This window comes from Pseudomonas sp. NPDC089569 (assembly GCF_050280625.1).
Lineage (GTDB): Bacteria > Pseudomonadota > Gammaproteobacteria > Pseudomonadales > Pseudomonadaceae > Aquipseudomonas.
This window is the reverse complement of sequence record NZ_JBNNVQ010000022.1, coordinates 34,936-54,685: the sequence shown is the minus strand read 5'-3', so window position 1 is coordinate 54,685 and position 19,750 is coordinate 34,936. Positions and strand designations below refer to the sequence as shown.

Sequence of the window (19,750 nt, the reverse complement as noted above, 5' to 3'; positions counted from 1 at the left end):
TTAAGCCTCTGTCATTTTGCTTTCGCCCAACTCTTCGATTTGTTGCTGCAATGCCAGGTGAAGTTCGAGCAAGGCGTGTTCCATTGTGGCGCAGCATCGGGCCACGTTGTCGGGATGAAAGTCGTTTCGGCAAATGCTTTCGAGGGCCTCGCAGCAGTCGATCAATCGCAGGGCGTGAGCGATGCGGGCTGCCCCCTTGATTTTGTGAGCGATGTCGAGAAATACCTGTGGATCGCTCGAGCCGCTGAGCGCCGATAATTCCTGGCGATCCTGGCGGTTGCTTTCGAGTAACTGAGTCAGCAGGCGCAGATTCAATATCGGATTGCCACCGGTCAACTGCTGCAACCCGTCCAGGCTGAAGGCCGATTCACGGGCAGTCGAGCCGATGTTTTCAACCCATTGACTCAAGGCCGCCAGGGTCAGGGGTTTGAACAGGCAGTCATCCATCCCGGCCTGCCTGCAACGCTGAACCTCTTCCGGTTGTGCGTTGGCAGTGAATCCCAGAACAGTGCAAGGCGGCTGATTCGATTGTTTTTCGTGTTGGCGGATGGCTCGCACCAGTTCATATCCATTCATGACCGGCATGTTGCAATCGGCGATCACCAGATCGAACGCGCCGGTTTTCCACGACTCGAATCCTGCCTGCCCGTCCGCCGCGACGCTGAATCGATGGCCAAGAAACTCCAGTTGCTGACACATCAGCAGGCGATTGGCCGCATGATCATCGACCACCAGTACATTCAACGGAGCGGGGGTGCAACGAATCTGCATGTCGGTTTTTTCCACCCGGGGCTCACAGGGCAGCGTCGATAGCAGCAGAGACATTTGTACTTGTGTACCGACATCCGGCTGACTGCTCAATTGCAGGTTGCCACCCATCATTTCGCACAGACTGCGACTGATCACCAGGCCAAGCCCGGTGCCGCCCCGCGACGACTGACCGGTGTTTTCGGCCTGCGCGTACGGTTCGAAAAGACGTTGCTGATCCTGTTCGCTGATGCCGATACCGCTGTCCTTTACCTGCACCTGCATCTGGACCTGATCGGGAACGGTGGTCGGGCACAGGTCGACGATGATCCTGATCTGCCCATGCTCGGTAAACTTGATGGCATTGCTCACCAGGTTGGACAGCACTTGCTTGAAGCGCAGCGGATCGAGCAGGACGTCGACCGGTGGGGTGTACGGGCTGAAAACAAGTTCGAGTCCAACGCCTTTCTGCCGGGCCAGTCCATCGAAGATCCGCACCACCGATGTCACGATTTCCCGTGGATTGACAGGTTCCGGGCTCAGGCCAAGGCGACCGGATTCGATGCGCGCGATGTCGAGTATGTCGCCGATCAGTTCCAGCAGATCCTTCGCCGAGTGATACGCCACGCTGATGGCGGGACGATCCGGGTGCTGCTGCTCGATGCGCTTGAGCGTGAGTTCGAGCATGCCGATGACCGCATTCATCGGCGTACGGATTTCATGGCTCATGGTTGCCAGGAATGTGCTTTTGGCCCGGTTGGCCTTATCGGCCCTTTCTTTCGCACAGCGCAGTTCATCGAACAGTTGCCGACGTTCGCTGATGTCGATCCATCCACCGATGATGCCCTGTACCTGGCCGCTCGAGTCTCGGTAGGGAAGAATCCAGTGATAGATTGTCAATCGTCGCTCACCGATGTGCAGCGCACGGTCCAGGACCAGCGGCTTGCCTTCGGCGATGACACGCTGATAATCGGCCCGGAATTCCCGCGCCTCGAACACGTTGCCCATGTTCCCCTGGATGTTGCTTTTGCCGATGACGTCTTCCCGATTGGCATGGAAGACTTGCAGGTAACTGTCATTGCAGCTTTGCAGCAAGCCTGCTCGATCACGCACATAAATGGGGTGAGGTGTTCCGTTGACCAGCGAGTGCATGAATTCGAGCTGGTCGTTCAATGCCCGTTCGGCTGCTTTGCGTTGATTGATCTGGCGCCGCATATAGGCGTTCCAGGCCATGGATATCAGCAAGAGCACGGCCGCACCGCAGACGATTTGAAGGAACAGTCGGTGATAGCTGCTCCAGGTACGTTGTGAGGACGCCGAATAGCCGCGCCAGCGACTGTTGATGATACCCAGCTCTTCAGGTGTGATGCTCAGCAGTGCCTTGTCGAGAATGTCACCGAGTTCCCTGGCCTCGCGCGCAGTCGCCAGGGAAAACGCAGCCTGTTCGGTGCCAATGGTGGTGTTGATCTGCAAGGGGTGTTCGAAAAGGCGTGAAGTGTTGAAGTAGTTGGCGATCACCAGGGAGTTCACCGTACCTTCAGCCCGCCCATCGGCCAGCATTTCCACGGCACTGAAGGTGTCCGGTGTTTCCATGAGTTTGATTGTCGGGAACTCGCTGCGCAGGTAACTCATCAGCGGATGGCCTTGGGCGATGGCCAGACGCTTGTCCTGGAGCTCGACCAGATTGGCAGGGCTGTCAGCCGCTTTGCGTGTCATCAGGACATAGGGATTTTGCAGATACGGGCGACTGAAATTCAGCAGGTCATTGCGTTGCGTACTGGGCAGCAGGGCGGCAATCACGTCTGCCTTGTTGTCCCTGACGCGTTGAATCATTTCGCTATCGCTGCGACTGCGCTGGATATCAAAGCGCAATCCGGTGCGCAACCTGATCAGTTCAAGCAAATCGGCGACGACGCCACGAAAGTTGCCCGCGCTGTCGAAAAACGTCAGGGGGGCAAACGCTTCGTTGACCACCACCCGTACCACCGGATGTTGAGTCAGCCAGCGTTCTTCACTGTAACTGAGTTCCAGTTTCTGGTCGGTCAGCAGGATGTCACTGCCGACACTCCAGCGCCTGGCAATGTTTTCTCGAATGCTGCCGGGGATACTCTGGAGTACGGCATTGATGATGCCGAGCAATGGGTCGTTGTTCTTGTGCACCGCGAAACTGAAACCCTGGGCTTCGTGTTTGCCGAAGTTGGCCATGCGGATGTTGTTCAAATACCCCTTGTTGATCATGTAATGGGTAGAAATGGTATCGCCGAGAAACACATCCGCCTGATCGAATGCAACGGCGCTCATTGCATTCTGATAGGACGGGTAGGAGGTGATGCTCGCTTTCGGATACAGGGCTTTGACCTCGTCCAGGGGCAGGTAGTGATACACCATGCTCAGGCGCATGTCGGAAAGTCCATCGGTCAGGGATCGGGTTTCGCCTTCACGGGTCACAAGGACCGGTTGATCCACGGCGTAGGGTATCGACAGGGCAATCTCGGCATTGCGAGCCTCAAAGCCATTGGCGGTACCCAGCAGGTCGACCTGGCCGCTCACGAGCGCCTCGATAGCGGCCTCTCGGGACTCAAAGCGTACAACCTTGATGGGTAGGCCAATGGCTTTGCCAAGAATGCCTGCATAGTCGGCGGTAAAGCCCTCATAGTCGCGACCGCTTTGAGTCAGATCGAATGGAGGGTAATCCGGTGCCGAGGTGCCGAGGATCAGTTCATGCTGACGGCTGATCCATTGTTGTTGCGCCGTATCCAGCTGGGCTTGCAAAGGGCCGGAAGTCGAGCGAGCGAGCAAGCTGTAGCGTTCGCTGCCCGGTGCCGCAAGCAGTGCGGTGTTCAGGCATAGCCCGGCGGTCATCAGGATCAGGAAGTCCACTAAACGACGAGGCATTTCGGCTCTCACACTAATGCGTTGCGTTTTGCCATTTCGATAAGATCAACCAAAGACTTGGCCTTCAGTTTTTGCATGAGACGTTTTTTATAAGTGCTGACGGTTTTGTTGCTCAGGAACATGCCTTTGGCAATTTCCTTGTTCGTGCGACCTTGGGCAAAAAGTTGCAAGACCATTAATTCACGGTCGTTGACGGATTTGAATAACTCCAGCTCCGCGCAACGTGCTTCATCACCACGAACCGGGTTCAAGGCTTCACTTGGAAAATAGTTGTAACCAGAAAGAACCGCTTTGATGGCACTCACCAGTTCGCTGAGGTCTTCCTGTTTGCAGACATAACCGGAAGCACCGGATTGCATGCAGCGAATGCCGAAAAGTGTCGGGCATTGTGCAGTCAATACCAATGTTTTCAGCGGTGTACTCATGGCGTTGAAGCGAGCAAGTACTTCCAGTCCATCGAGTTTGGGAATACTGATGTCAAGTATGACCAGGTCGGGCATGCATTCACGGACCATCTGCATGGCGTCGACCCCGTTATCGGTTTCGCCGACAACTTTGTAGCCTTCGTGTTCTAGCAACATACGAACGGCAAGTCGGATGACAGGATGATCGTCAACGATAAAAACCGAGTTCATAATAAATTTCCATGCGTTCTCAAATAAAGCGCGCACCTTAGCTCAGATAGTTGTGGTCACGTATGAGCTGATGTAGCTGTAGCAGCAATATAGGAATATTCCTACAATTTAAAAGGAATGGGATTACATGCTAACCGAATTTTCTTATGCGGGGCGCGTGCTGTAGTTTTTGTTTGGTTATGGTTTTTTTGTGCGTGCTTATGGGGGATAGGGTGATGTCGAAATGAGTTTGGTGTGTTTTTAAAGTGTTGTAGTCAATAGTTTAATGAATTCGGAGTGATTCAATGGTTTGGCGAGGTAGCCCAGCAATGGCAAGTTTTGCAGATGTGCCTTGCCTTTGAGTTCATCCAGCTCGGTGGATGTAAGGCTGCTTAAAAGGATTGCCTGCTTGATCATTCCCTTGCGACTGGCAAGTCTGACCAGATCAATTCCGGAGAAGTCAGGCAGACACTGATCGCACAAAAGTATATCGAAGGGGTGATCGGCACCCAGCATGTGTTCCAGTGCGCCTTGGGCACAGTTTGAAGTGGTGAGGCGGGTGAAACCGTAACTTTCGAGCAGACACTGAGTGGCCAGGAGCTGAAACGGATGGTCTTCGACCAGCAAGATACGCAAATTGCCTTTGATCATATTATTCACGCCGCTTTTATTGAACAAAGTGAACGTGATTGTTTCCCGCCGATCTGCGGCAATCGATCAGCCTGCTCGACATTGGCTGTAGGGGAATTCGGCGAACATTGAGTGTTCTTGCCTGTTCAGGGACAGATCTGCCATTACAGAGGATGTAATGGCAGATCTTCTCAGTGGCTTGAGCGGCCGGTCATTTCCAATGCCATATCACTGGCATAGCTGTCGGTCATGCCGGCGATGAAGTCGATCATCCGTAGAAAGGATGTGTGGAGCGGGCCATGGGGATCTGGCGCATTGTTGCCCAGCAGGTCGAGTATCCGCCGGCTCTTGAACGATGGCGTTCGACCGTTGTGCTGTTCCAGTGCTGCACCACAGAACGCGTTGAGCAAGATTTCGAGCGTGGTGTAGGCGCCGATTTCGTGCAGGGTTTTGCGCTTGTCCTGGAAAATCTTCTTGCGTGCCATGTCTTTGGCATTCTGCACACAGCGTTTGGCGGGGCCATGCATATGCTCCACCAGGTCGCCTGGTAGCGTACCGGCAAGTAGCGAGTCCTGCTGCTCGACAAAGGCTCGGGCGGCCGCATTGGTCAGGTGTTCGATGGCCTTGCCGCGCAGAATGGCCAGTTTGCGCCGACGTGAATCACCTGGGCCGAGCTGACGGTAGGTTTCCGGCAGATCATCGCCTACCAGTCCCAGCAGCAGCGACTCGACTTCGGCGTATTGCAGCAATTCCATCTCCAGGCCGTCTTCGAGATCGATCAAGGCGTAGCAGATGTCGTCTGCAGCCTCCATCAAATACACCAGCGGATGACGCGCCCAGCGCTGCTCTTCGATTTGCGGCAGGCCGAGTTTCTGGGCGATCTGTTCCAGCAACGGCAACTCGCTCTGGTAGCAGCCGAATTTGTGTTTCTTGTAGCCCAGCGAATCGGCATGCCTGGCTGTCCACGGGTATTTCAGATAAGTGCCCAAGGTGGCGTAAGTCAGTCGAGTACCTCCATCGAACTGGTGGTACTCCAGCTGGGTCAGTACCCGAAAACCCTGGGCGTTGCCTTCGAAGTTGAGGAAGTCATTGCGCTCGGCTTCGCTCATTGCGTCCAGCCAGCCACGTCCGGCGGCTTGCTGAAACCAATGGCGAATGGCATCTTCGCCGGAATGGCCAAACGGCGGATTACCGATGTCATGAGCCAGGCAGGCCGATTGAACAACCATCCCCAGATCGCTGGGCTCGCACCAGTCGGGCAGGGTGTTGCGCAATGTTTCGCCGACACGCATGCCCAGCGAACGGCCGACACAACTGACTTCCAGTGAGTGGGTCAGGCGGGTGTGGATATGGTCGTTGCTGGAGACCGGATGCACCTGGGTCTTGCGCCCGAGACGACGGAACGCTCCCGAAAAAATGATGCGGTCATGGTCTTTGTGAAAAGGACTGCGGCCCAGTTCCTGCGGGCTGTGCAGAGGTTTTCCGAGGCGTTCGCGGGTAAGCAGCGTGTGCCAATCCAAGGCGGGTACTCTCCGTCTGATGACTTGAGTTCCTAGCTTCCCGGTTCGCAAGTGGACCTGCAAGTGGAACTACAACCCCCCGGCATCTATATCGATGAGCAGCAGTCGTTCCCCATTGTCGAAAAACTGCCCGGCGGTGAGGCAGTATTGGTTGCTGGTGGCGTCGCGGTAGGTATTGGACAGGGTCAGTCGTCGTTGATCCCAGCCTTCGGCCAGCAAGTGATAGAAATACGGGCGCCAGGACCAGTTATGCCCCAGATAGCGATTGTCGGCGACCCATCGGTTGTCGCGCCATTCCAGGTTCGGTGTCAGTTGCGTACCGTGACGGTCGCACTGATAGAAGCGCAGAAACCAGGGAAAGGTGTCGAGCTGGGGCAAGGCGCTGAGCGGGGCGCAGGCCTGAGCCCAGGTTTGCAGGATTGTCATGAGTTCGCCCAGTTGCTGGCGCATGCTCATCAGCCGACCGCGCTCGGCCAGTTTTTGCTGGACATAGCGTTGGCGCAATTGTGCAAAGCGCCCGACAAAAGCGTCGGAGGCAAAGAAGTTCTCCTGTGCCGGGGCGAACAGAAAACCCTGTACATAACGTGAACCGCATTCGAGCGCAAAGTTGAGCTGAACATCGGTCTCAACACCTTCGGCGATGATCCAGCAACCGGTTTTCTCGGCCATTTGCGCCAGCGCCTTGACCACGTCGCTGCTCGGTCCGCCCAGTGCGGCTGCCTGGAACAAACGCATGTCGAGTTTGAGAATGTCCGGTTGCAGTGCCAGCACGCGATCGAGTTGCGAATAACCGGCTCCGAAGTCATCGATGGCGATCCTTGCACCCGCTGACCGGTACCGTGCAACGACTTGGGCCAGACGCTGGATGTCGCCACCCAGTTCGGTGATCTCGAAGACGATCCGCTGCGGGTCGATACTGTATTTGCTCAATTGCTTGAGGCTTGGCAATGGCTGGTCCGCACGCAGACGGCTGATCCAGCGCGGGGAGATGTTCAGGCTGAGAAACCAGTCGCAGGGCACTTCATGCAGCCGACTCAGGGCGTTATCGCGCAACTGCCGATCCAGTCGGCGCAAGGCGACGGCGTTGGTTTTCGGGTCGCTGAAAAGCGGCCCCACCGAGACCAGTCGACCATCGGCCTGGCGCAGTCGACCTAGCGCCTCGACCCCCGCAATAAGGCCGGTAGCGGTATCGATGAACGGCTGAAAGCAGGCGAGCGGTTGCCCGTCGATCACAAGGCCTCCTTGGTCGATCTTGTTTTTGGATACAGCCTGGACGCCGGGTGGGCACACAGGATCGGACCGCTCGATAGAGAGGTCCGTCCCAGGGTTATTGCAAGAATGTAGCCAGAAACTGACAGGTCAGTGTTTACGAGGCGAGCCCTGCAGCAGGACCTTGATCAGCGGCACCAGTGTGGTGCCCAACCGTACCAGACGGGTCAGGCTGCGAAGGCCGCTGCCGTTTTTTGTCCCCTTGCCGGTCAGGAAGCCCAGTAAAGTCACCGCCGCGACGCCCCAGAGTGGGGCGTGCTTGATGCCGAAACCGTCCTGCAGGTTTTGTGTCATGCCGCGAACACGCCGCAAAGGTTGCAGCAACTGCGCCGATTCGTGGCGGATCTCCTGACGATGCATTTCCATGCGCAGCCGGATCAGTGCCTTGCGCATTTGCGTGCGCGAACTGTTTTGAGGCAACTCAGGCAGGCTCATGGCAGCAAGCGCTCCCGGTCATTGGCCAGTTCTTCCAGGGTGTCATGGAAGGGCGAGGACTCATCGAAAATCGCCGCTCTGAGACGCATGCCGCAGAAAATTGCCGCGAGGGTATAGAACAGGCAAAGACCGATAATGGCCGCCAGACGATAGGTATCCCAGAACAGGATCAGCACCAGCGTCGACAACCCCACCAATAGCAGCAGGGCGAATACCAGGGTCAGGCCGGCAAATAGCAGCAGGCTGACCGTACGTGCCTTTTGTTCCTGCAGTTCGATGCCGAACAGTTCGATATGGCCGTGAAGCAGTCCAAGGAATGCGGCACCCAGGCGCCGCGGCGAAGAGCTGTGGCCCGATTCGGACGAGCCTGTTTCATCGAGCGCCATATCAGCGCCGGGTCGCCAGCAGGCCGATCAGGAAACCCACGCCGGCAGCGATCCCCACCGCTTGCCATGGATTGGCCTGCACATATTCCTCGGTGGCGGTCACGGCGGCCTCGCCACGTTCGCGCAGGGAGTCTTCGGTCAGTTTCAAGGTTTCTCGTGCGCGCAAAAGGCTGTCGTGGATCTGGTCGCGCAATTCATCGGCCTGATCACCGGCCAGGGACGCGGTGTGTTCCAGCAGCCGTTCCGTGTCGCTGACCAGTGTCTGAAAGTCGTTCATCAGGATTTCTTGAGCAGTCTTTGCCTTGATGCTGGCCATTGGTGATCTCCCTCGTGGCTTGTGAAACGTTCGAGTATGAGCCTTCTGCGAAGGTTCAGTGCGAATGACTGGTACAACTTTTGCTGTCTCGTGGTGCGCCGGCCTGCGCGGTTGCGCTGTTGCCGTGCACGTTGAGCTTGAAACATCCGAATAATTGTCCCTTGCCGAACCCATTGCGCCAAAACGGTTCATCGAGAGCAAAACGCTGATTTTCAGGTGTTGCAACTTGGTGCATGGATTGCCCGTACGAACTCATTTGGTGCTTTTTTAACCTCAAGGTCTGCCTAATCCATGGAAAATCTGCAAAGCGCTGTGGACAGCCTGGTCCATAGTTCCAATACGTTGTTCATTTTGATCGGTGCGGTCATGGTTCTGGCCATGCACGCCGGGTTCGCCTTTCTTGAGGTGGGTACGGTCCGGCAAAAAAACCAGGTCAACGCGCTGTCGAAAATCCTCAGTGACTTCGCCGTTTCGACCTTGGCCTACTTCTTTATAGGCTACTGGATTTCCTATGGGGTCACCTTCATGCAACCGGCAGCGGTGATCAATGCCGATCATGGCTATGGGCTGGTGAAGTTTTTCTTCCTCCTGACCTTTGCCGCGGCCATCCCGGCAATCATTTCCGGAGGCATCGCCGAGCGTGCGCGTTTCGTTCCTCAGCTGTGCGCCACAGCCCTGATCGTGGCGTTCGTCTATCCCTTTTTCGAAGGCATGATCTGGAACGGCAATTTCGGTTTGCAGGCCTGGTTGCTGGGGCGTTTTGGCGCCGGTTTCCATGACTTCGCCGGTTCGGTGGTCGTTCATGCCATGGGCGGCTGGCTGGCGCTGGCGGCGGTGTTGCTGCTGGGAGCACGCAATGGTCGGTATCGTGAAGGGCGCCTGGTGGCATTTGCGCCGTCGAGCATTCCATTTCTCGCACTGGGCTCCTGGATTCTGATCGTGGGTTGGTTCGGCTTCAACGTGATGAGTGCGCAGACCCTGCAAGGCGTCAGCGGGCTTGTCGCGGTGAACTCGCTGATGGCTATGGTGGGCGGGACCGCAGCGGCCTTGATTGTCGGGCGCAATGACCCAGGCTTTCTACACAACGGCCCGCTGGCCGGGCTGGTAGCGGTCTGCGCCGGCTCCGACCTGATGCATCCTGTCGGCGCGTTGGTGACCGGGGCGATTGCCGGGGCTTTGTTCGTCTGGTGCTTCACGGCCGCACAAGTCAAATGGCGCATCGACGACGTGCTGGGTGTTTGGCCGTTGCATGGCTTGTGTGGCGTGTGGGGCGGCATCGCCTGCGGAATCTTCGGCCAGAGCGCACTGGGAGGGCTGGGCGGGGTGAGCCTCGTCAGCCAGTTGATCGGCACGGCACTGGGTGTGGTCATCGCTTTTTGCGGCGGGTTCGCAGTGTACGGTGCGATCAAGGCGTTTCATGGTTTGCGCCTGAGCCAGGAAGAAGAGTATTACGGCGCGGATCTGTCGGTGCACAAGATCGGCGCTGTCAGCCAGGATTGATTGACTTCTCGCGGTCCCCGACGCCAGGACAAAAAACGAGCAGTACGCGATAGCGGTCATGCCTCGACGGTTTTCCGGGGCAGGCCTAGAATAAGCACTCAATTTTCCGGTTGAGCGCTTATGCTTCCTGAATGCCAGTTGTTCGGCACCCTTGGGTGTCATCTTTGTGAAGTGGCTGAAGCCATGCTGATGGAGTTTGTCGAAAAAAACGGTCTGCTGGTGGAACTGGTGGATATCGCTGACGACGAAACATGGTACGAAGCTTACAACTTGCGTATTCCCGTGCTGCGACGCATTGATACCGGCGCCGAACTGGGTTGGCCGTTTGGCGCCGAACAAGTGGTGGCGTTCCTGGGCTGAGTGTTTTCCTCGATACCCACAGTACCGGCTGCCCAACCTTTCAATTTATTCCCTTGGCTAAACCATCGTGATTCGGATACTGTTTGCATATACAGTTATTCGAGTTGTCGGCTGGCATCCCGTTTCCAGGGATGGGCAGGCGACCGGGCGTCAGAGGGATGAGTTGTGGTCAATGTCGAACAATTGAAGAGCAGCGTGAACCGGATGTCGGTGGACGTGGTGCGTGAGGCGGTGCTCGATCTGCGCCTGGACGGCCTGGTAACGGAAGGCAAAACGCCCTTCAACAAACTGCATTTCAATACCTGTTTCGCTGAAATCGAGGCCTTGTTCCAGCGTGCGGGTTATCACCGGCAGCTGGACGTCGTGGGTTATCAGGGCTTGATGTATGCGCTGTATGACCCGCTGCGCTGGGAGGCAGTCGATGTGTTGCGCTGGCTCAAGGAATACACCGAGGCGGCGCGCGCACAGGTATCGGCCTGATAATCACCCCCCGGTTCGTTCCCGACACGGTTTGTTGGATAATGACGACCTCTGTCGAGGGTTAGAGCTTCACGTATGTCCACTTCATCTTTTTCTGCCGCGCATAGCCAGGCCAGCACGCTCTATTTGCCGCCCGGCTCATGGCAGACCGTATTCGATTGCCTGTGCGAACGCTTCAGTGCCATCAGCCGTGAACAATGGCGGGATCGAATTGCTCGTGGCCGGGTACTCGATGGGCAAGGTGCACCGATTCCCCTTGATCTGCCCTACAGGGAAGGCCTGCGCATTCACTATTTTCGTGAAGTGCCGGACGAAAAGCCGATCCCGGTGGTCGAGTCGATCCTTTACGCCGACGAGCATCTGGTGGTTGCGGACAAGCCGCATTTCCTGCCAGTCACGCCAGCGGGTGAGTACGTCGAGCAGACCTTGCTGAGGCGACTGATCCGGCGCCTGGACAATCCGCATCTGGTGCCATTGCATCGCATCGATCGACATACGGCAGGGCTGGTGTTGTTTTCAGCCAACCCGCAGAGCCGTTCGGCGTACCAATCACTGTTTCCCACGCGACAAATCGAAAAGCGCTATGAAGCCATCGCCCGCGCTTTGCCTGAGCTTGCGTTTCCCCTGGTTCATAAAAGCCGGCTGATTGACGGCGAACCTTTCTTCCGTATGCAGGAAGGGCCGGGAGCCAGTAACACCGAGACGCTTGTCGAGGTCAGGGAAAAGAAAGGGGATCTCTGGCGCTATGGTCTTTACCCGGTAACGGGCAAGAAACATCAGTTGCGGGTACATATGGCGGCATTGGGTGCCGGCATTTGCAATGACCCGTTTTACCCTCGGGTCGTCAGGGATGCCGAGGATGACTATGCCAATCCCTTGAAGCTGCTGGCCCAGGGGTTGAGGTTTGTGGACCCGGTCACCGGCCAGGAAAGAACGTTCGAGAGTACGATCACCCTGCAATGGTGATCGGGTGAGTTAAAATCCGGCGGATGCACAGGATGATCCAATCGAATTCGCGGGCCGGTTTGTAGTCATTTGAACAGGCCCCACAAGTGTGGTGTTCAAAAACTCGGTACAGCCGTCAGATCGCTCGGCGGCTCCGAGACCTTCCCTGCAAGGAGATCCCTATGAAACGTACCGTTTTCACTGGAATGTTCATTTGCGCTGCAATGCTGGCTTCTCCCGTATTTGCCGCAGACAACGATCTGTGCACCATCAAGCTTCAGGAACTCAAGGACAAGGTCACCAGCCTGCCGGCCACGTCCGAAAACACCTCGATGGAAATCAAGCGTTTGCAAGCCAGCGCTGAAGCAGCCAGGGCCGGCAATGACGACAAGAAATGCATCACTGAAGCCACTCAGGCGCTGGCACGTGTAGATAAACTCAACAACGAGCCAACCCCCTGATGAATTCAGGTTGTTTCCCGATTGCACATAAGCAAATGCCCCGACAAGTCGGGGCATTTTTGAATCCGGTAGTCGCTGCGCAGATTACAACTCTTTAACGGTGCGAACCTGGTCCTTGTTGATGCGGGTTTGCTTGCCGTCCAGTTGTTCAAACTCGTAAAAGCCCGAATCCTTGTCATAGTGAGGCGTATCGACGGACTGAATTTCACGACCGTCATTCAAGGTGATCACGGTAGGTGAGGAGCAACCGGCGAGGCTGGCGAGGCCCAGTGCGAGCATGAAAGTGGCCAGGGTCCGTTGTGTCATGGGTGAGTCTCCGAAAATGAATTCTTTTGGTAACTGAGCTTCTGACGTATGCGGTACGTGCAAGTTCCTCGGGCGCGTTCAGTCTGACACAGTGTTATGCGCGCTTAACAGTTCCGGCGTGTTCAGGTTGGCCAGGCGCGGGTCGTTGTCGGGGCACTGCAACGCCGTCGCACCCAGTTTGCGCATGAGGCGTCCCGGGCTGCGTTCACCCTCATTCCATGCACGTTCGATTTCACCAAGAAGTGCCACGGGGATCACACACAGCAAAGGCTCCCAGTGTTCGTCGTGGCGCAGCATCAACGGTTTGTCCGGGTGTTGCATGGCCGTTTCACGCATGCGGGTGATCAGAGCCTCATCGACGCGCGGCACATCGCAAGGCAGGACCAGAAGATGCGAATGGCGAGCCACCTTCAGTCCGGCATGAATACCGGCCAATGGACCCGGAAACCCGGCTTCGTCGTCGTGAACCAACTGGTCGGCGTAATGCGCGTATTTTTCCAGGTTACGGTTACAGGAAATGATCAGGTCATTGGTCAGCGGGCGCGTCTTGCGATGCAGGTGTGCAATCAATGGCTCACCGTGCCATTGCACCAGTCCTTTGTCCTGACCGCCCATGCGTTGGCCACGTCCGCCCGCCAGGAGCAGAATGGAGCAGGGGGGCAACTGTGAATGTGAAGTCATGGCAGATCTCCATCAGGCGCAGGGGGGGGCGGTGGAAAAAGCGGGCGCTGTGATATAACACCGGGCTGTTTCTCCTACAACTGGAAGAGCCGATGAAAGCCAAGGCTGATGTACCTTTCGCACCACTCAACATTGCAGTGTTGACGGTCAGCGACACTCGTACCTTTGAGACCGATACCTCAGGCCAGGTCTTTGTCGACCGGTTAACGGCTGCCGGTCATAACCTGGCCTGCCGAGTGTTGCTCAAAGATGACCTCTACAAAATTCGTGCGCAAGTCGCCAACTGGATTGCCGACGATGACGTTCAGGTGGTCCTGATCACCGGCGGTACCGGTTTCACCGGGCGCGATAGCACACCGGAAGCGGTCAGTTGCCTGCTCGACAAGCAGGTAGACGGGTTTGGTGAACTGTTCCGGCAGATATCGGTGGCCGATATCGGCACCTCGACCGTTCAATCCCGTGCACTGGCGGGGCTGGCCAACGGCACGCTGGTCTGTTGTTTGCCGGGCTCGACCAATGCCGTACGCACAGGTTGGGACGGTATTCTTGCCGAGCAGCTGGATTCGCGGCATCGGCCCTGTAACTTCGTGGCTCATTTGAAGCAGGCGGTGTCTTGTGAATCCCGTGGGTAAGCCCGGCAAGACCGGCAGTCTGATGCCCGTGGAAACGGCATTGGCGCGTTTGCTGGAAATGGCAGATGCCTCAAGGATAGTCGAGCGTGAGCGTTTGCCGCTGGCACAAACCCAGGGTCGTGTGCTGGCCGATGATCTGGTGTCGACGCTTGATTTGCCGCCATGGCCTAACAGTGCCATGGATGGTTATGCCTTGCGCATGGCTGACTGGACTGGGGAGCCGCTGGTTGTCAGCCAGAAAATTTTTGCCGGTCAGGCGCCCGAGGCCTTGAAGCCTGGCACCTGTGCCCGAATCTTCACCGGCGCGCCTGTTCCTGCAGGAGCCGATTGCGTCGAAATGCAGGAAAATGCCGACGTTCAGGTGGATGGGCGGGTGGGTTTCAAGCAAGCCCTGGTCATGGGACAAAACATTCGTCCACAAGGCCAGGAAACCACGGTCGGTGAATTGATTTTGCCGGCGGGTACGCGTTTGGGGCCTATCGAGCAGGGCCTGGCCGCTTCGCTGGGTTGCGCCGAGCTGGAGGTCATTCGCAAGGTACGCGTTGCGGTACTGTCGACCGGGGATGAGTTGGTCGAGCCGGGACAGGCACTCGAGCCGGGGCAGATTTACAACAGCAATCGCGTTTTGCTCTGCAGTTGGTTGCAGCGAATGGGTTGTGAAGTGGTCGACGCTGGCATACTGCCGGATGATCTGGCGACCACTCGCGAACGCCTTGGTGAATTGAAGGATGTCGATTTGATCCTTTCCACCGGAGGGGTATCGGTAGGTGAGGCCGACTTCCTTGGCGTCGCGTTGCGGGAAGAGGGCGAATTGAGTTTGTGGAAGCTCGCCATCAAGCCGGGAAAACCGCTGACATTCGGACATTTTCGCGGTGTACCGGTCATTGGATTGCCGGGTAACCCGGCATCGACCCTGGTGACCTTTGCCTTGCTGGCCAGGCCCTACCTGTTGCGTCGCCAGGGTGTCACTCAGGTCGATCCACTGAAAATACAGGTGCCGGCAGGGTTTGACTGGGCTATCGCAGGCAATCGACGCGAATACCTGCGCGGTCGCCTGGAGAATGGCCGGGCAATCATCTACAAGAATCAGAGCTCCGGTGTACTGCGCAGTGCCGTCTGGGCCGATGGACTGGTCGAGGTACTTGAGGATCGAACGCTAGTCGCGGGAGACCCGGTGTATTTCATTCCATTGAGTGAAGTGTTGAGCTGATCCTTTTTTCAGCCCCCTAAACGCAAAACCCGGCTTATCGCCGTAATGCTGTTTACTGTAGGAGCGAGCATGCTCGCGATGGTCGTCAACGATAACGTTGGAAACCTGACACCCCGCGTCGCTCTCAGGATCATCGCGAGCCTGCTCGCTCCTACAGTAAGTGAACAGCATTAGGCTTATCGCCGGGTTTTGCGTTCATGGCGATCAATGAGCCAGAAGCAACGTCACAAGCTGATCGAATCGGCTGTTGGCGATCCACCCGAGCAGGCCCAGCACTACCGCCGTGCCGCCGGCGGAATAGGCGAGCCTGTGTTTGATGGATTTGACGTCATTGCGTACCTCTTCCATGTCTTTGCGCAGGTACTTGAGATGTGCCTCCAGCTCAATCACACGAGGTTCCATATCGGCTTTTCCTTTTTGTTTTACGCAGTATTTGAATTCCGCTTGATGATCGGCGCGTTTCCCTGTGATCGGTAAGACCTGGATCACCGGAAGCCCGGGGTCATGGCGTTGCATGGCACATCCTTGTGGGCGTCCTGCTGATGACTGAAAAAACTGGTCACCAAAGTGTACCAATCGCCTTTTGCGGTCAATTAAGCCGATTCCTCACGTTTTGTAAGAAAAATCTCGCCCCTTGGGACTGCCTGCCTGAAATTATTCAAAATTTTGCGACTTTTCGGGGACGCGTCGCGGTCAACATCTTCCATACGTCATCCAGCACCGGGAGTGATCACAATGAGCGAACGCAAGGCGCTGTTGATTCTGCATGGCAAGCAGGCGCTCAACGAAATGGTTCGAGCGGCGGTGGAACGCAAACGTGAGCAAGGATGGGAGCTGGCCGTTCGACTGACCTGGGAAGCCGGCGATGCTCAGCGGCTGGTGAACGAAGCGCTGGCGGCCGGCTACAGAACAATCGTCGCCGGTGGCGGTGACGGTACTTTGCGTGACATTGCCCATGCGATGGCGGCGCATCCGGTACAGGCCAGTCTGGTACTGATGCCGCTGGGTACCGCCAATGATTTCGCGCGTGCCGCCGGGGTGCCTCTGGAACCGGGGCCGGCTCTGGAGTTGCTGGACCTGAGAGCGCACGCCATGGATCTTGGAGAGGTCGATGGACAGGTGTTCCTGAACATGGCTACGGGTGGTTTTGGCAGCCAGGTCACGGCCAACACCAGCGAGGAACTGAAAAAGGTTCTGGGCGGTGCGGCCTATCTGTTCACGGGGCTGTCACGTTTCAGTGAGTTGCACGCGGCGTATGGCGAGTTGCAGGGGCCGGGTTTTCATTGGCGTGGGGAGCTGTTGGCCCTGGGCATTGGAAATGGCCGGCAGGCGGGGGGCGGTCATGTGCTGTGCCCGCAGGCACTGGTCGACGACGGTCTGCTCGATATCAGCATCTTGCCTGCGCCGCAGGACGTGGTCGAAACCCTGAAAACCCTGTTGGTCGATGGTTTCGACATCGACAACCTGTTCGTGCGGGCTCGCCTGCCATGGATCGAAATCAAGGCATCGGAAGGTCTGTGCATCAATCTCGATGGCGAGCCGCTGGAGGGAGACAGTCTGCGTTTTACGGCACGGCCCGCGGCAATACGGGTTCATCTGCCTGAAGGCTCGCCACTGTTGGGGGCGAGCGATCGGTCAGTCGTCCAGGCTGATGATTTGCTCGCGCACGGCGAACAGTACCAGGCCCGCTACATCGTAGATCTGTAGGCGCTTCATGATCTGCGAGCGATGGGTTTCCACGGTCTTGACGCTCAAGCCCAGGCCATTGGCTATTTCCCGTGTGGATTTGCCGCGAACAATCAATCGCAGGATTTCCAACTGGCGGGATGTGAGGTTGTGCGAGTCCGTGGCCTCGGGGTTTTTCTGGTTTCGGGTCAACGCCTGGGTGATGACGGTATGGGCGATGGCCGGGCTGAGGTAGCGCTCGTTGTTGCGCAAGGCTTCCAGCGCATGTTCAAGCTCGGTTGCGGTGGTGTCCTTGAGCAGATAGCCGTGAGCGCCGGATTCCAGTGCCTGCATGATCAGGGCCGGGTCAGTGTGCATCGACAGGATCAGTACCTTGCTCTGCGGGCGTACCCGCTTGAGTTGCTGCAAGGCTTCCAGGCCGCCGGTCTGCTTCATGGAAATATCCAGCAGCACGATATCCGGGGCCAGGTGTTCGACCATCGCGAGCAACTGCGAGCCGTCATTGGCCTCACCGATGACCGCGTAGCCAGGAAGGTCGAGCACCAGGGCACGCACGCCAGCCCTGATCAGCGAGTGGTCATCCACAAGAAGTAAGTTACAAGTCAATGCAGAACCTTATTCGTACTGGCCCGCTCGAGCGCGCGAGGCGCCCAGGGGAAGAGTGCTTCGATTTGAGTGCCTTTGCCCGGTTCGCTGGTAACGGTCAATGTGCCGCTCAGTTGATTGATCCGTTCCGACATCCCCGCCATCCCGCGCTGCCCTTCACGACCGGGGTCCGTCGCTGGCGCGAAGCCCTGGCCGTCGTCGATGATCGACAGTTTCAGGCCCTGTGGCAAACGCTGGATGCAAACCACGAGGTTTTTTGCCTGGGCATGGCGCAACATGTTGGTGACCGCCTCCTGGGTGATTCGAAAGGCTGCCACCGCCATTTCTTCCGGTATTCCGGTCAGGCGTTGATGGCATTCCAGGCTCCAGTGCACCGGGGTATTGGTCAATGTCTTGAGCAGATGCGCTCGCAGACTGGCTTCCAATCCAAGGCTGGTCAACTGGCGAGGGTTGAGGATGGCCGATACGTCCCGGACTTTGGCGAGGGTTTCATCCAGTGTGTCGCAAAGCACTGAACATTGTCCCTGGAGCTCCTCCGGCATGCGGCGTCTGAGCCAATCACCTTGAAGCTTGGCGGCAGTGAGCAGCTGGCCGATGTCGTCATGCAGTTCCCGACTGAGCCGGTGGCGTTCATTTTCCTGGACTTGAAGCAAGCGGTCGGCCAGTTCTTGCGGTTGAAACTTGATCGACTTGCGCGACAAGCGATGTTGAGCCCAGACACACCCCAATGACGCCAGGTTGAGCAGCAGCAGACCCAACGGCAGTTGTATGGAAAGGCAATAGGTGAGCAGGCTGCCGAGTGCCGAGCCGACACACAGGAAAAGTGTGAAGCGACGTGCGTTTTCTCTGGAAGGTGGCCACGCGGCGAATGACTTGAGGCTGGTGTACATAGCAGTTGGAGCCAATGGATGTTCGCTTCGGGCAGGCCGGTCGTTAGGGCTGACAGGCCTCTGTTTTAGAATCTTGTACATCGGCTTCAACGGTGCATGATTTCTGTATAAGAAATTAAGACTGAAACTTGATCGGCTTCCAAAGTGGCAATCATGTTGCCATTTATTGACGCCAACTAACGGGCGGCATAATACCACCGAAGTTACCGTTGGTCGCGTCTGCGATATATGTCCGGAAAGTCAGGATACATCCCGTTTTGGACCGCATGTCGATATAACGAGTAAAGCGGCGATTGGCATTGCAATGAGATCAAGTATCCAGGGTTTTTTGTCTTTGCTGCCAGGAAAAACCCTGCTCAGCTCAGGCGATCTATTGCATGAAGAAATGGCAGTTTGTTTGCGGATGTCGTTAATAGGTATGTAAAACTCAATTGCGACATGAGTGCATTCGAGTTACTCCGCCCTGTGCCAATAAAATGCGAAGTCCGACACAGTTCGAGGCGTTCAGGCCTGGCGTTCCAGGTAGGGCACGAGCGTGAACGGTTTGGAATTGACCGGTGGCTGAAACCGACTTTGGCCGACCTGCAGCGCGAAGGCTTCGATCAGGGTCGTTTGCTCGCTTTCATCGAGGCTCAGCTGGCCGGTTTTCTGATCGATCAGCTCCAGTTGCCAGGCGATCAGTGTCAGGCAGTCTTTCAACGCACTCAGGGCTTCGTCGTGAAGCTCCATGTGATTGTGTGCGTGATTGAGCAGGCCATGGATATGCAGTGAAAACTCGGAAACGGCTGCCAGCGCGAGGGCGTCTGCCTTGTTCGCCAGTTTCAGCAGCGTGGCGAGCATGCAGTCGATGGCGTCCTTGTCATTGCTGATCAATTGCAGATGGCTCAGGCATTCTTCGGTTTTGGCCAAAAGGGTCTCGGCTTCGACCAGAAACTCAGGGACGCGCTTTGCCCATTCACCACGATTGTTCGGCATGCTTATCTCCACAACGTCATAACTAATGAGGGGATGTCGTGCGTGTCGACGAGGACGATGGGCGTCCCGACGTAATCGTTTCGACGTGAGATCGCATTCCGGCCATTAACCCGGGCTGGAGTACTGCTTGAGAGGGTGGATGGCCACTGATCCGCGATCACACGCAAAAGCCTGACTCCATTCATGCAATGAGAATGGCGTCACAT

General features: G+C 56.8%; 23 protein-coding genes. 8 read left to right on the top strand and 15 right to left on the bottom strand.

Annotated elements, in window-relative coordinates; all coding sequences use genetic code 11:
- The 9 genes from ACQKP2_RS12425 to ACQKP2_RS12385 form a co-directional block, all read right to left on the bottom strand.
- Positions 1 to 3,642 carry a transporter substrate-binding domain-containing protein gene (locus ACQKP2_RS12425; RefSeq protein ID WP_427576736.1) on the bottom strand — a complete coding sequence of 1,214 codons (3,642 nt, stop codon included), beginning with the start codon at positions 3,640 to 3,642 and terminating at the stop codon, positions 1 to 3.
- An 8-nt stretch (positions 3,643 to 3,650) separates the two neighbouring features.
- Complete coding sequence (locus ACQKP2_RS12420) at positions 3,651 to 4,277, bottom strand: response regulator (protein ID WP_427576734.1); 627 nt, start codon at positions 4,275 to 4,277, stop codon at positions 3,651 to 3,653.
- A 240-nt stretch (positions 4,278 to 4,517) separates the two neighbouring features.
- On the bottom strand, positions 4,518 to 4,907 hold the full coding sequence (locus ACQKP2_RS12415; protein ID WP_427576733.1) for a response regulator: 390 nt from the start codon (positions 4,905 to 4,907) through the stop codon (positions 4,518 to 4,520).
- Between the two features lie 170 nt (positions 4,908 to 5,077).
- Complete coding sequence (locus tag ACQKP2_RS12410; RefSeq protein WP_427576731.1) at positions 5,078 to 6,406, bottom strand: deoxyguanosinetriphosphate triphosphohydrolase; 1,329 nt, start codon at positions 6,404 to 6,406, stop codon at positions 5,078 to 5,080.
- Between the two features lie 69 nt (positions 6,407 to 6,475).
- Positions 6,476 to 7,639, bottom strand: coding sequence for an EAL domain-containing protein (locus ACQKP2_RS12405; protein WP_427576729.1), 1,164 nt, complete (start codon positions 7,637 to 7,639; stop codon positions 6,476 to 6,478).
- A gap of 126 nt (positions 7,640 to 7,765) precedes the next feature.
- Entirely contained in the window at positions 7,766 to 8,110 is a 345-nt protein-coding gene (locus ACQKP2_RS12400; protein WP_427576727.1) for a hypothetical protein, read from the bottom strand.
- Positions 8,107 to 8,496, bottom strand: a complete 390-nt coding sequence (locus tag ACQKP2_RS12395; protein ID WP_427576725.1) for a phage holin family protein — start codon at positions 8,494 to 8,496, stop codon at positions 8,107 to 8,109. The genes ACQKP2_RS12400 and ACQKP2_RS12395 overlap by 4 nt, the downstream gene beginning before the upstream one ends.
- A gap of 1 nt (position 8,497) precedes the next feature.
- Positions 8,498 to 8,812: a DUF883 family protein gene (locus ACQKP2_RS12390; RefSeq protein WP_427576723.1), complete on the bottom strand. Its 315-nt coding sequence runs from the start codon at positions 8,810 to 8,812 to the stop codon at positions 8,498 to 8,500.
- Between the two features lie 55 nt (positions 8,813 to 8,867).
- Positions 8,868 to 9,047, bottom strand: a complete 180-nt coding sequence (locus ACQKP2_RS12385; protein ID WP_427576722.1) for a hypothetical protein — start codon at positions 9,045 to 9,047, stop codon at positions 8,868 to 8,870.
- A gap of 56 nt (positions 9,048 to 9,103) precedes the next feature.
- On the opposite strand from ACQKP2_RS12385, the gene ACQKP2_RS12380 reads away from it, so the two are divergent.
- From ACQKP2_RS12380 to ACQKP2_RS12360, 5 genes are all read left to right on the top strand, one after another.
- Positions 9,104 to 10,312, top strand: coding sequence for an ammonium transporter (locus ACQKP2_RS12380; protein ID WP_427576721.1), 1,209 nt, complete (start codon positions 9,104 to 9,106; stop codon positions 10,310 to 10,312).
- Positions 10,313 to 10,432: 120 nt separating this feature from the next.
- Entirely contained in the window at positions 10,433 to 10,672 is a 240-nt protein-coding gene (locus ACQKP2_RS12375) for a glutaredoxin family protein (RefSeq protein ID WP_427576719.1), read from the top strand.
- A gap of 165 nt (positions 10,673 to 10,837) precedes the next feature.
- Positions 10,838 to 11,152: a transcriptional regulator gene (locus tag ACQKP2_RS12370; RefSeq protein ID WP_427576717.1), complete on the top strand. Its 315-nt coding sequence runs from the start codon at positions 10,838 to 10,840 to the stop codon at positions 11,150 to 11,152.
- Between the two features lie 75 nt (positions 11,153 to 11,227).
- Positions 11,228 to 12,118 carry a pseudouridine synthase gene (locus tag ACQKP2_RS12365; RefSeq protein WP_427576716.1) on the top strand — a complete coding sequence of 297 codons (891 nt, stop codon included), beginning with the start codon at positions 11,228 to 11,230 and terminating at the stop codon, positions 12,116 to 12,118.
- 161 nt (positions 12,119 to 12,279) lie between these two features.
- Entirely contained in the window at positions 12,280 to 12,558 is a 279-nt protein-coding gene (locus ACQKP2_RS12360; RefSeq protein WP_427576714.1) for a hypothetical protein, read from the top strand.
- Positions 12,559 to 12,642: 84 nt separating this feature from the next.
- Here the strand turns inward: ACQKP2_RS12360 and ACQKP2_RS12355 are convergent, their stop codons facing one another.
- Together ACQKP2_RS12355 and mobA are read right to left on the bottom strand one after the other, a co-directional pair.
- Positions 12,643 to 12,864 (bottom strand): YgdI/YgdR family lipoprotein, encoded by a 222-nt coding sequence (locus tag ACQKP2_RS12355; RefSeq protein ID WP_427576713.1) that lies wholly within the window; start codon positions 12,862 to 12,864, stop codon positions 12,643 to 12,645.
- Positions 12,865 to 12,942: 78 nt separating this feature from the next.
- Complete coding sequence (gene mobA, locus ACQKP2_RS12350; protein ID WP_427576711.1) at positions 12,943 to 13,545, bottom strand: molybdenum cofactor guanylyltransferase MobA; 603 nt, start codon at positions 13,543 to 13,545, stop codon at positions 12,943 to 12,945.
- A gap of 92 nt (positions 13,546 to 13,637) precedes the next feature.
- On the opposite strand from mobA, the gene moaB reads away from it, so the two are divergent.
- Together moaB and ACQKP2_RS12340 are read left to right on the top strand one after the other, a co-directional pair.
- Positions 13,638 to 14,177 (top strand): molybdenum cofactor biosynthesis protein B, encoded by a 540-nt coding sequence (gene moaB / locus ACQKP2_RS12345; protein ID WP_427576710.1) that lies wholly within the window; start codon positions 13,638 to 13,640, stop codon positions 14,175 to 14,177.
- Positions 14,178 to 14,199: 22 nt separating this feature from the next.
- Positions 14,200 to 15,387, top strand: coding sequence for a molybdopterin molybdotransferase MoeA (locus tag ACQKP2_RS12340; protein ID WP_427576760.1), 1,188 nt, complete (start codon positions 14,200 to 14,202; stop codon positions 15,385 to 15,387).
- 204 nt (positions 15,388 to 15,591) lie between these two features.
- Here the strand turns inward: ACQKP2_RS12340 and ACQKP2_RS12335 are convergent, their stop codons facing one another.
- On the bottom strand, positions 15,592 to 15,903 hold the full coding sequence (locus tag ACQKP2_RS12335; RefSeq protein ID WP_427576709.1) for a hypothetical protein: 312 nt from the start codon (positions 15,901 to 15,903) through the stop codon (positions 15,592 to 15,594).
- Between the two features lie 219 nt (positions 15,904 to 16,122).
- On the opposite strand from ACQKP2_RS12335, the gene yegS reads away from it, so the two are divergent.
- Positions 16,123 to 17,094, top strand: a complete 972-nt coding sequence (gene yegS, locus ACQKP2_RS12330) for a lipid kinase YegS (RefSeq protein WP_427576707.1) — start codon at positions 16,123 to 16,125, stop codon at positions 17,092 to 17,094.
- Here the strand turns inward: yegS and ACQKP2_RS12325 are convergent.
- From ACQKP2_RS12325 to ACQKP2_RS12315, 3 genes are all read right to left on the bottom strand, one after another.
- The gene (locus ACQKP2_RS12325; protein ID WP_427576706.1) at positions 17,023 to 17,679 is read right to left on the bottom strand and encodes a response regulator; all 657 of its coding nucleotides are present in this window, start codon (positions 17,677 to 17,679) and stop codon (positions 17,023 to 17,025) included. The two genes, yegS and ACQKP2_RS12325, sit on opposite strands and share 72 nt — an antisense overlap.
- Positions 17,676 to 18,569 carry a sensor histidine kinase gene (locus ACQKP2_RS12320; RefSeq protein ID WP_427576758.1) on the bottom strand — a complete coding sequence of 298 codons (894 nt, stop codon included), beginning with the start codon at positions 18,567 to 18,569 and terminating at the stop codon, positions 17,676 to 17,678. Before ACQKP2_RS12320 ends, ACQKP2_RS12325 begins: the two co-directional genes overlap by 4 nt.
- A gap of 504 nt (positions 18,570 to 19,073) precedes the next feature.
- On the bottom strand, positions 19,074 to 19,544 hold the full coding sequence (locus tag ACQKP2_RS12315; RefSeq protein WP_427576705.1) for a hypothetical protein: 471 nt from the start codon (positions 19,542 to 19,544) through the stop codon (positions 19,074 to 19,076).
- Positions 19,545 to 19,750 lie beyond the last annotated feature (206 nt).

Bases quoted from the DNA above. Each gene is read 5' to 3' on its own strand.
- ACQKP2_RS12415 (WP_427576733.1), bottom strand. From the start codon at position 4,907: ATGATCAAAGGCAATTTGCGTATCTTGCTGGTCGAAGACCATCCGTTT.
- ACQKP2_RS12400 (WP_427576727.1), bottom strand. From the start codon at position 8,110: ATGAGCCTGCCTGAGTTGCCTCAAAACAGTTCGCGCACGCAAATGCGC.
- ACQKP2_RS12385 (WP_427576722.1), bottom strand. From the start codon at position 9,047: ATGCACCAAGTTGCAACACCTGAAAATCAGCGTTTTGCTCTCGATGAA.
- ACQKP2_RS12355 (WP_427576713.1), bottom strand. From the start codon at position 12,864: ATGACACAACGGACCCTGGCCACTTTCATGCTCGCACTGGGCCTCGCC.
- ACQKP2_RS12335 (WP_427576709.1), bottom strand. From the start codon at position 15,903: ATGCAACGCCATGACCCCGGGCTTCCGGTGATCCAGGTCTTACCGATC.
- ACQKP2_RS12380 (WP_427576721.1), top strand. From the start codon at position 9,104: ATGGAAAATCTGCAAAGCGCTGTGGACAGCCTGGTCCATAGTTCCAAT.
- moaB (WP_427576710.1), top strand. From the start codon at position 13,638: ATGAAAGCCAAGGCTGATGTACCTTTCGCACCACTCAACATTGCAGTG.
- ACQKP2_RS12315 (WP_427576705.1), bottom strand. From the start codon at position 19,544: ATGCCGAACAATCGTGGTGAATGGGCAAAGCGCGTCCCTGAGTTTCTG.
- ACQKP2_RS12420 (WP_427576734.1), bottom strand. From the start codon at position 4,277: ATGAACTCGGTTTTTATCGTTGACGATCATCCTGTCATCCGACTTGCC.
- ACQKP2_RS12340 (WP_427576760.1), top strand. From the start codon at position 14,200: ATGCCCGTGGAAACGGCATTGGCGCGTTTGCTGGAAATGGCAGATGCC.
- ACQKP2_RS12320 (WP_427576758.1), bottom strand. From the start codon at position 18,569: ATGTACACCAGCCTCAAGTCATTCGCCGCGTGGCCACCTTCCAGAGAA.
- mobA (WP_427576711.1), bottom strand. From the start codon at position 13,545: ATGACTTCACATTCACAGTTGCCCCCCTGCTCCATTCTGCTCCTGGCG.
- ACQKP2_RS12390 (WP_427576723.1), bottom strand. From the start codon at position 8,812: ATGGCCAGCATCAAGGCAAAGACTGCTCAAGAAATCCTGATGAACGAC.
- ACQKP2_RS12375 (WP_427576719.1), top strand. From the start codon at position 10,433: ATGCTTCCTGAATGCCAGTTGTTCGGCACCCTTGGGTGTCATCTTTGT.
- ACQKP2_RS12365 (WP_427576716.1), top strand. From the start codon at position 11,228: ATGTCCACTTCATCTTTTTCTGCCGCGCATAGCCAGGCCAGCACGCTC.
- yegS (WP_427576707.1), top strand. From the start codon at position 16,123: ATGAGCGAACGCAAGGCGCTGTTGATTCTGCATGGCAAGCAGGCGCTC.
- ACQKP2_RS12395 (WP_427576725.1), bottom strand. From the start codon at position 8,496: ATGGCGCTCGATGAAACAGGCTCGTCCGAATCGGGCCACAGCTCTTCG.
- ACQKP2_RS12360 (WP_427576714.1), top strand. From the start codon at position 12,280: ATGAAACGTACCGTTTTCACTGGAATGTTCATTTGCGCTGCAATGCTG.
- ACQKP2_RS12425 (WP_427576736.1), bottom strand. From the start codon at position 3,642: ATGCCTCGTCGTTTAGTGGACTTCCTGATCCTGATGACCGCCGGGCTA.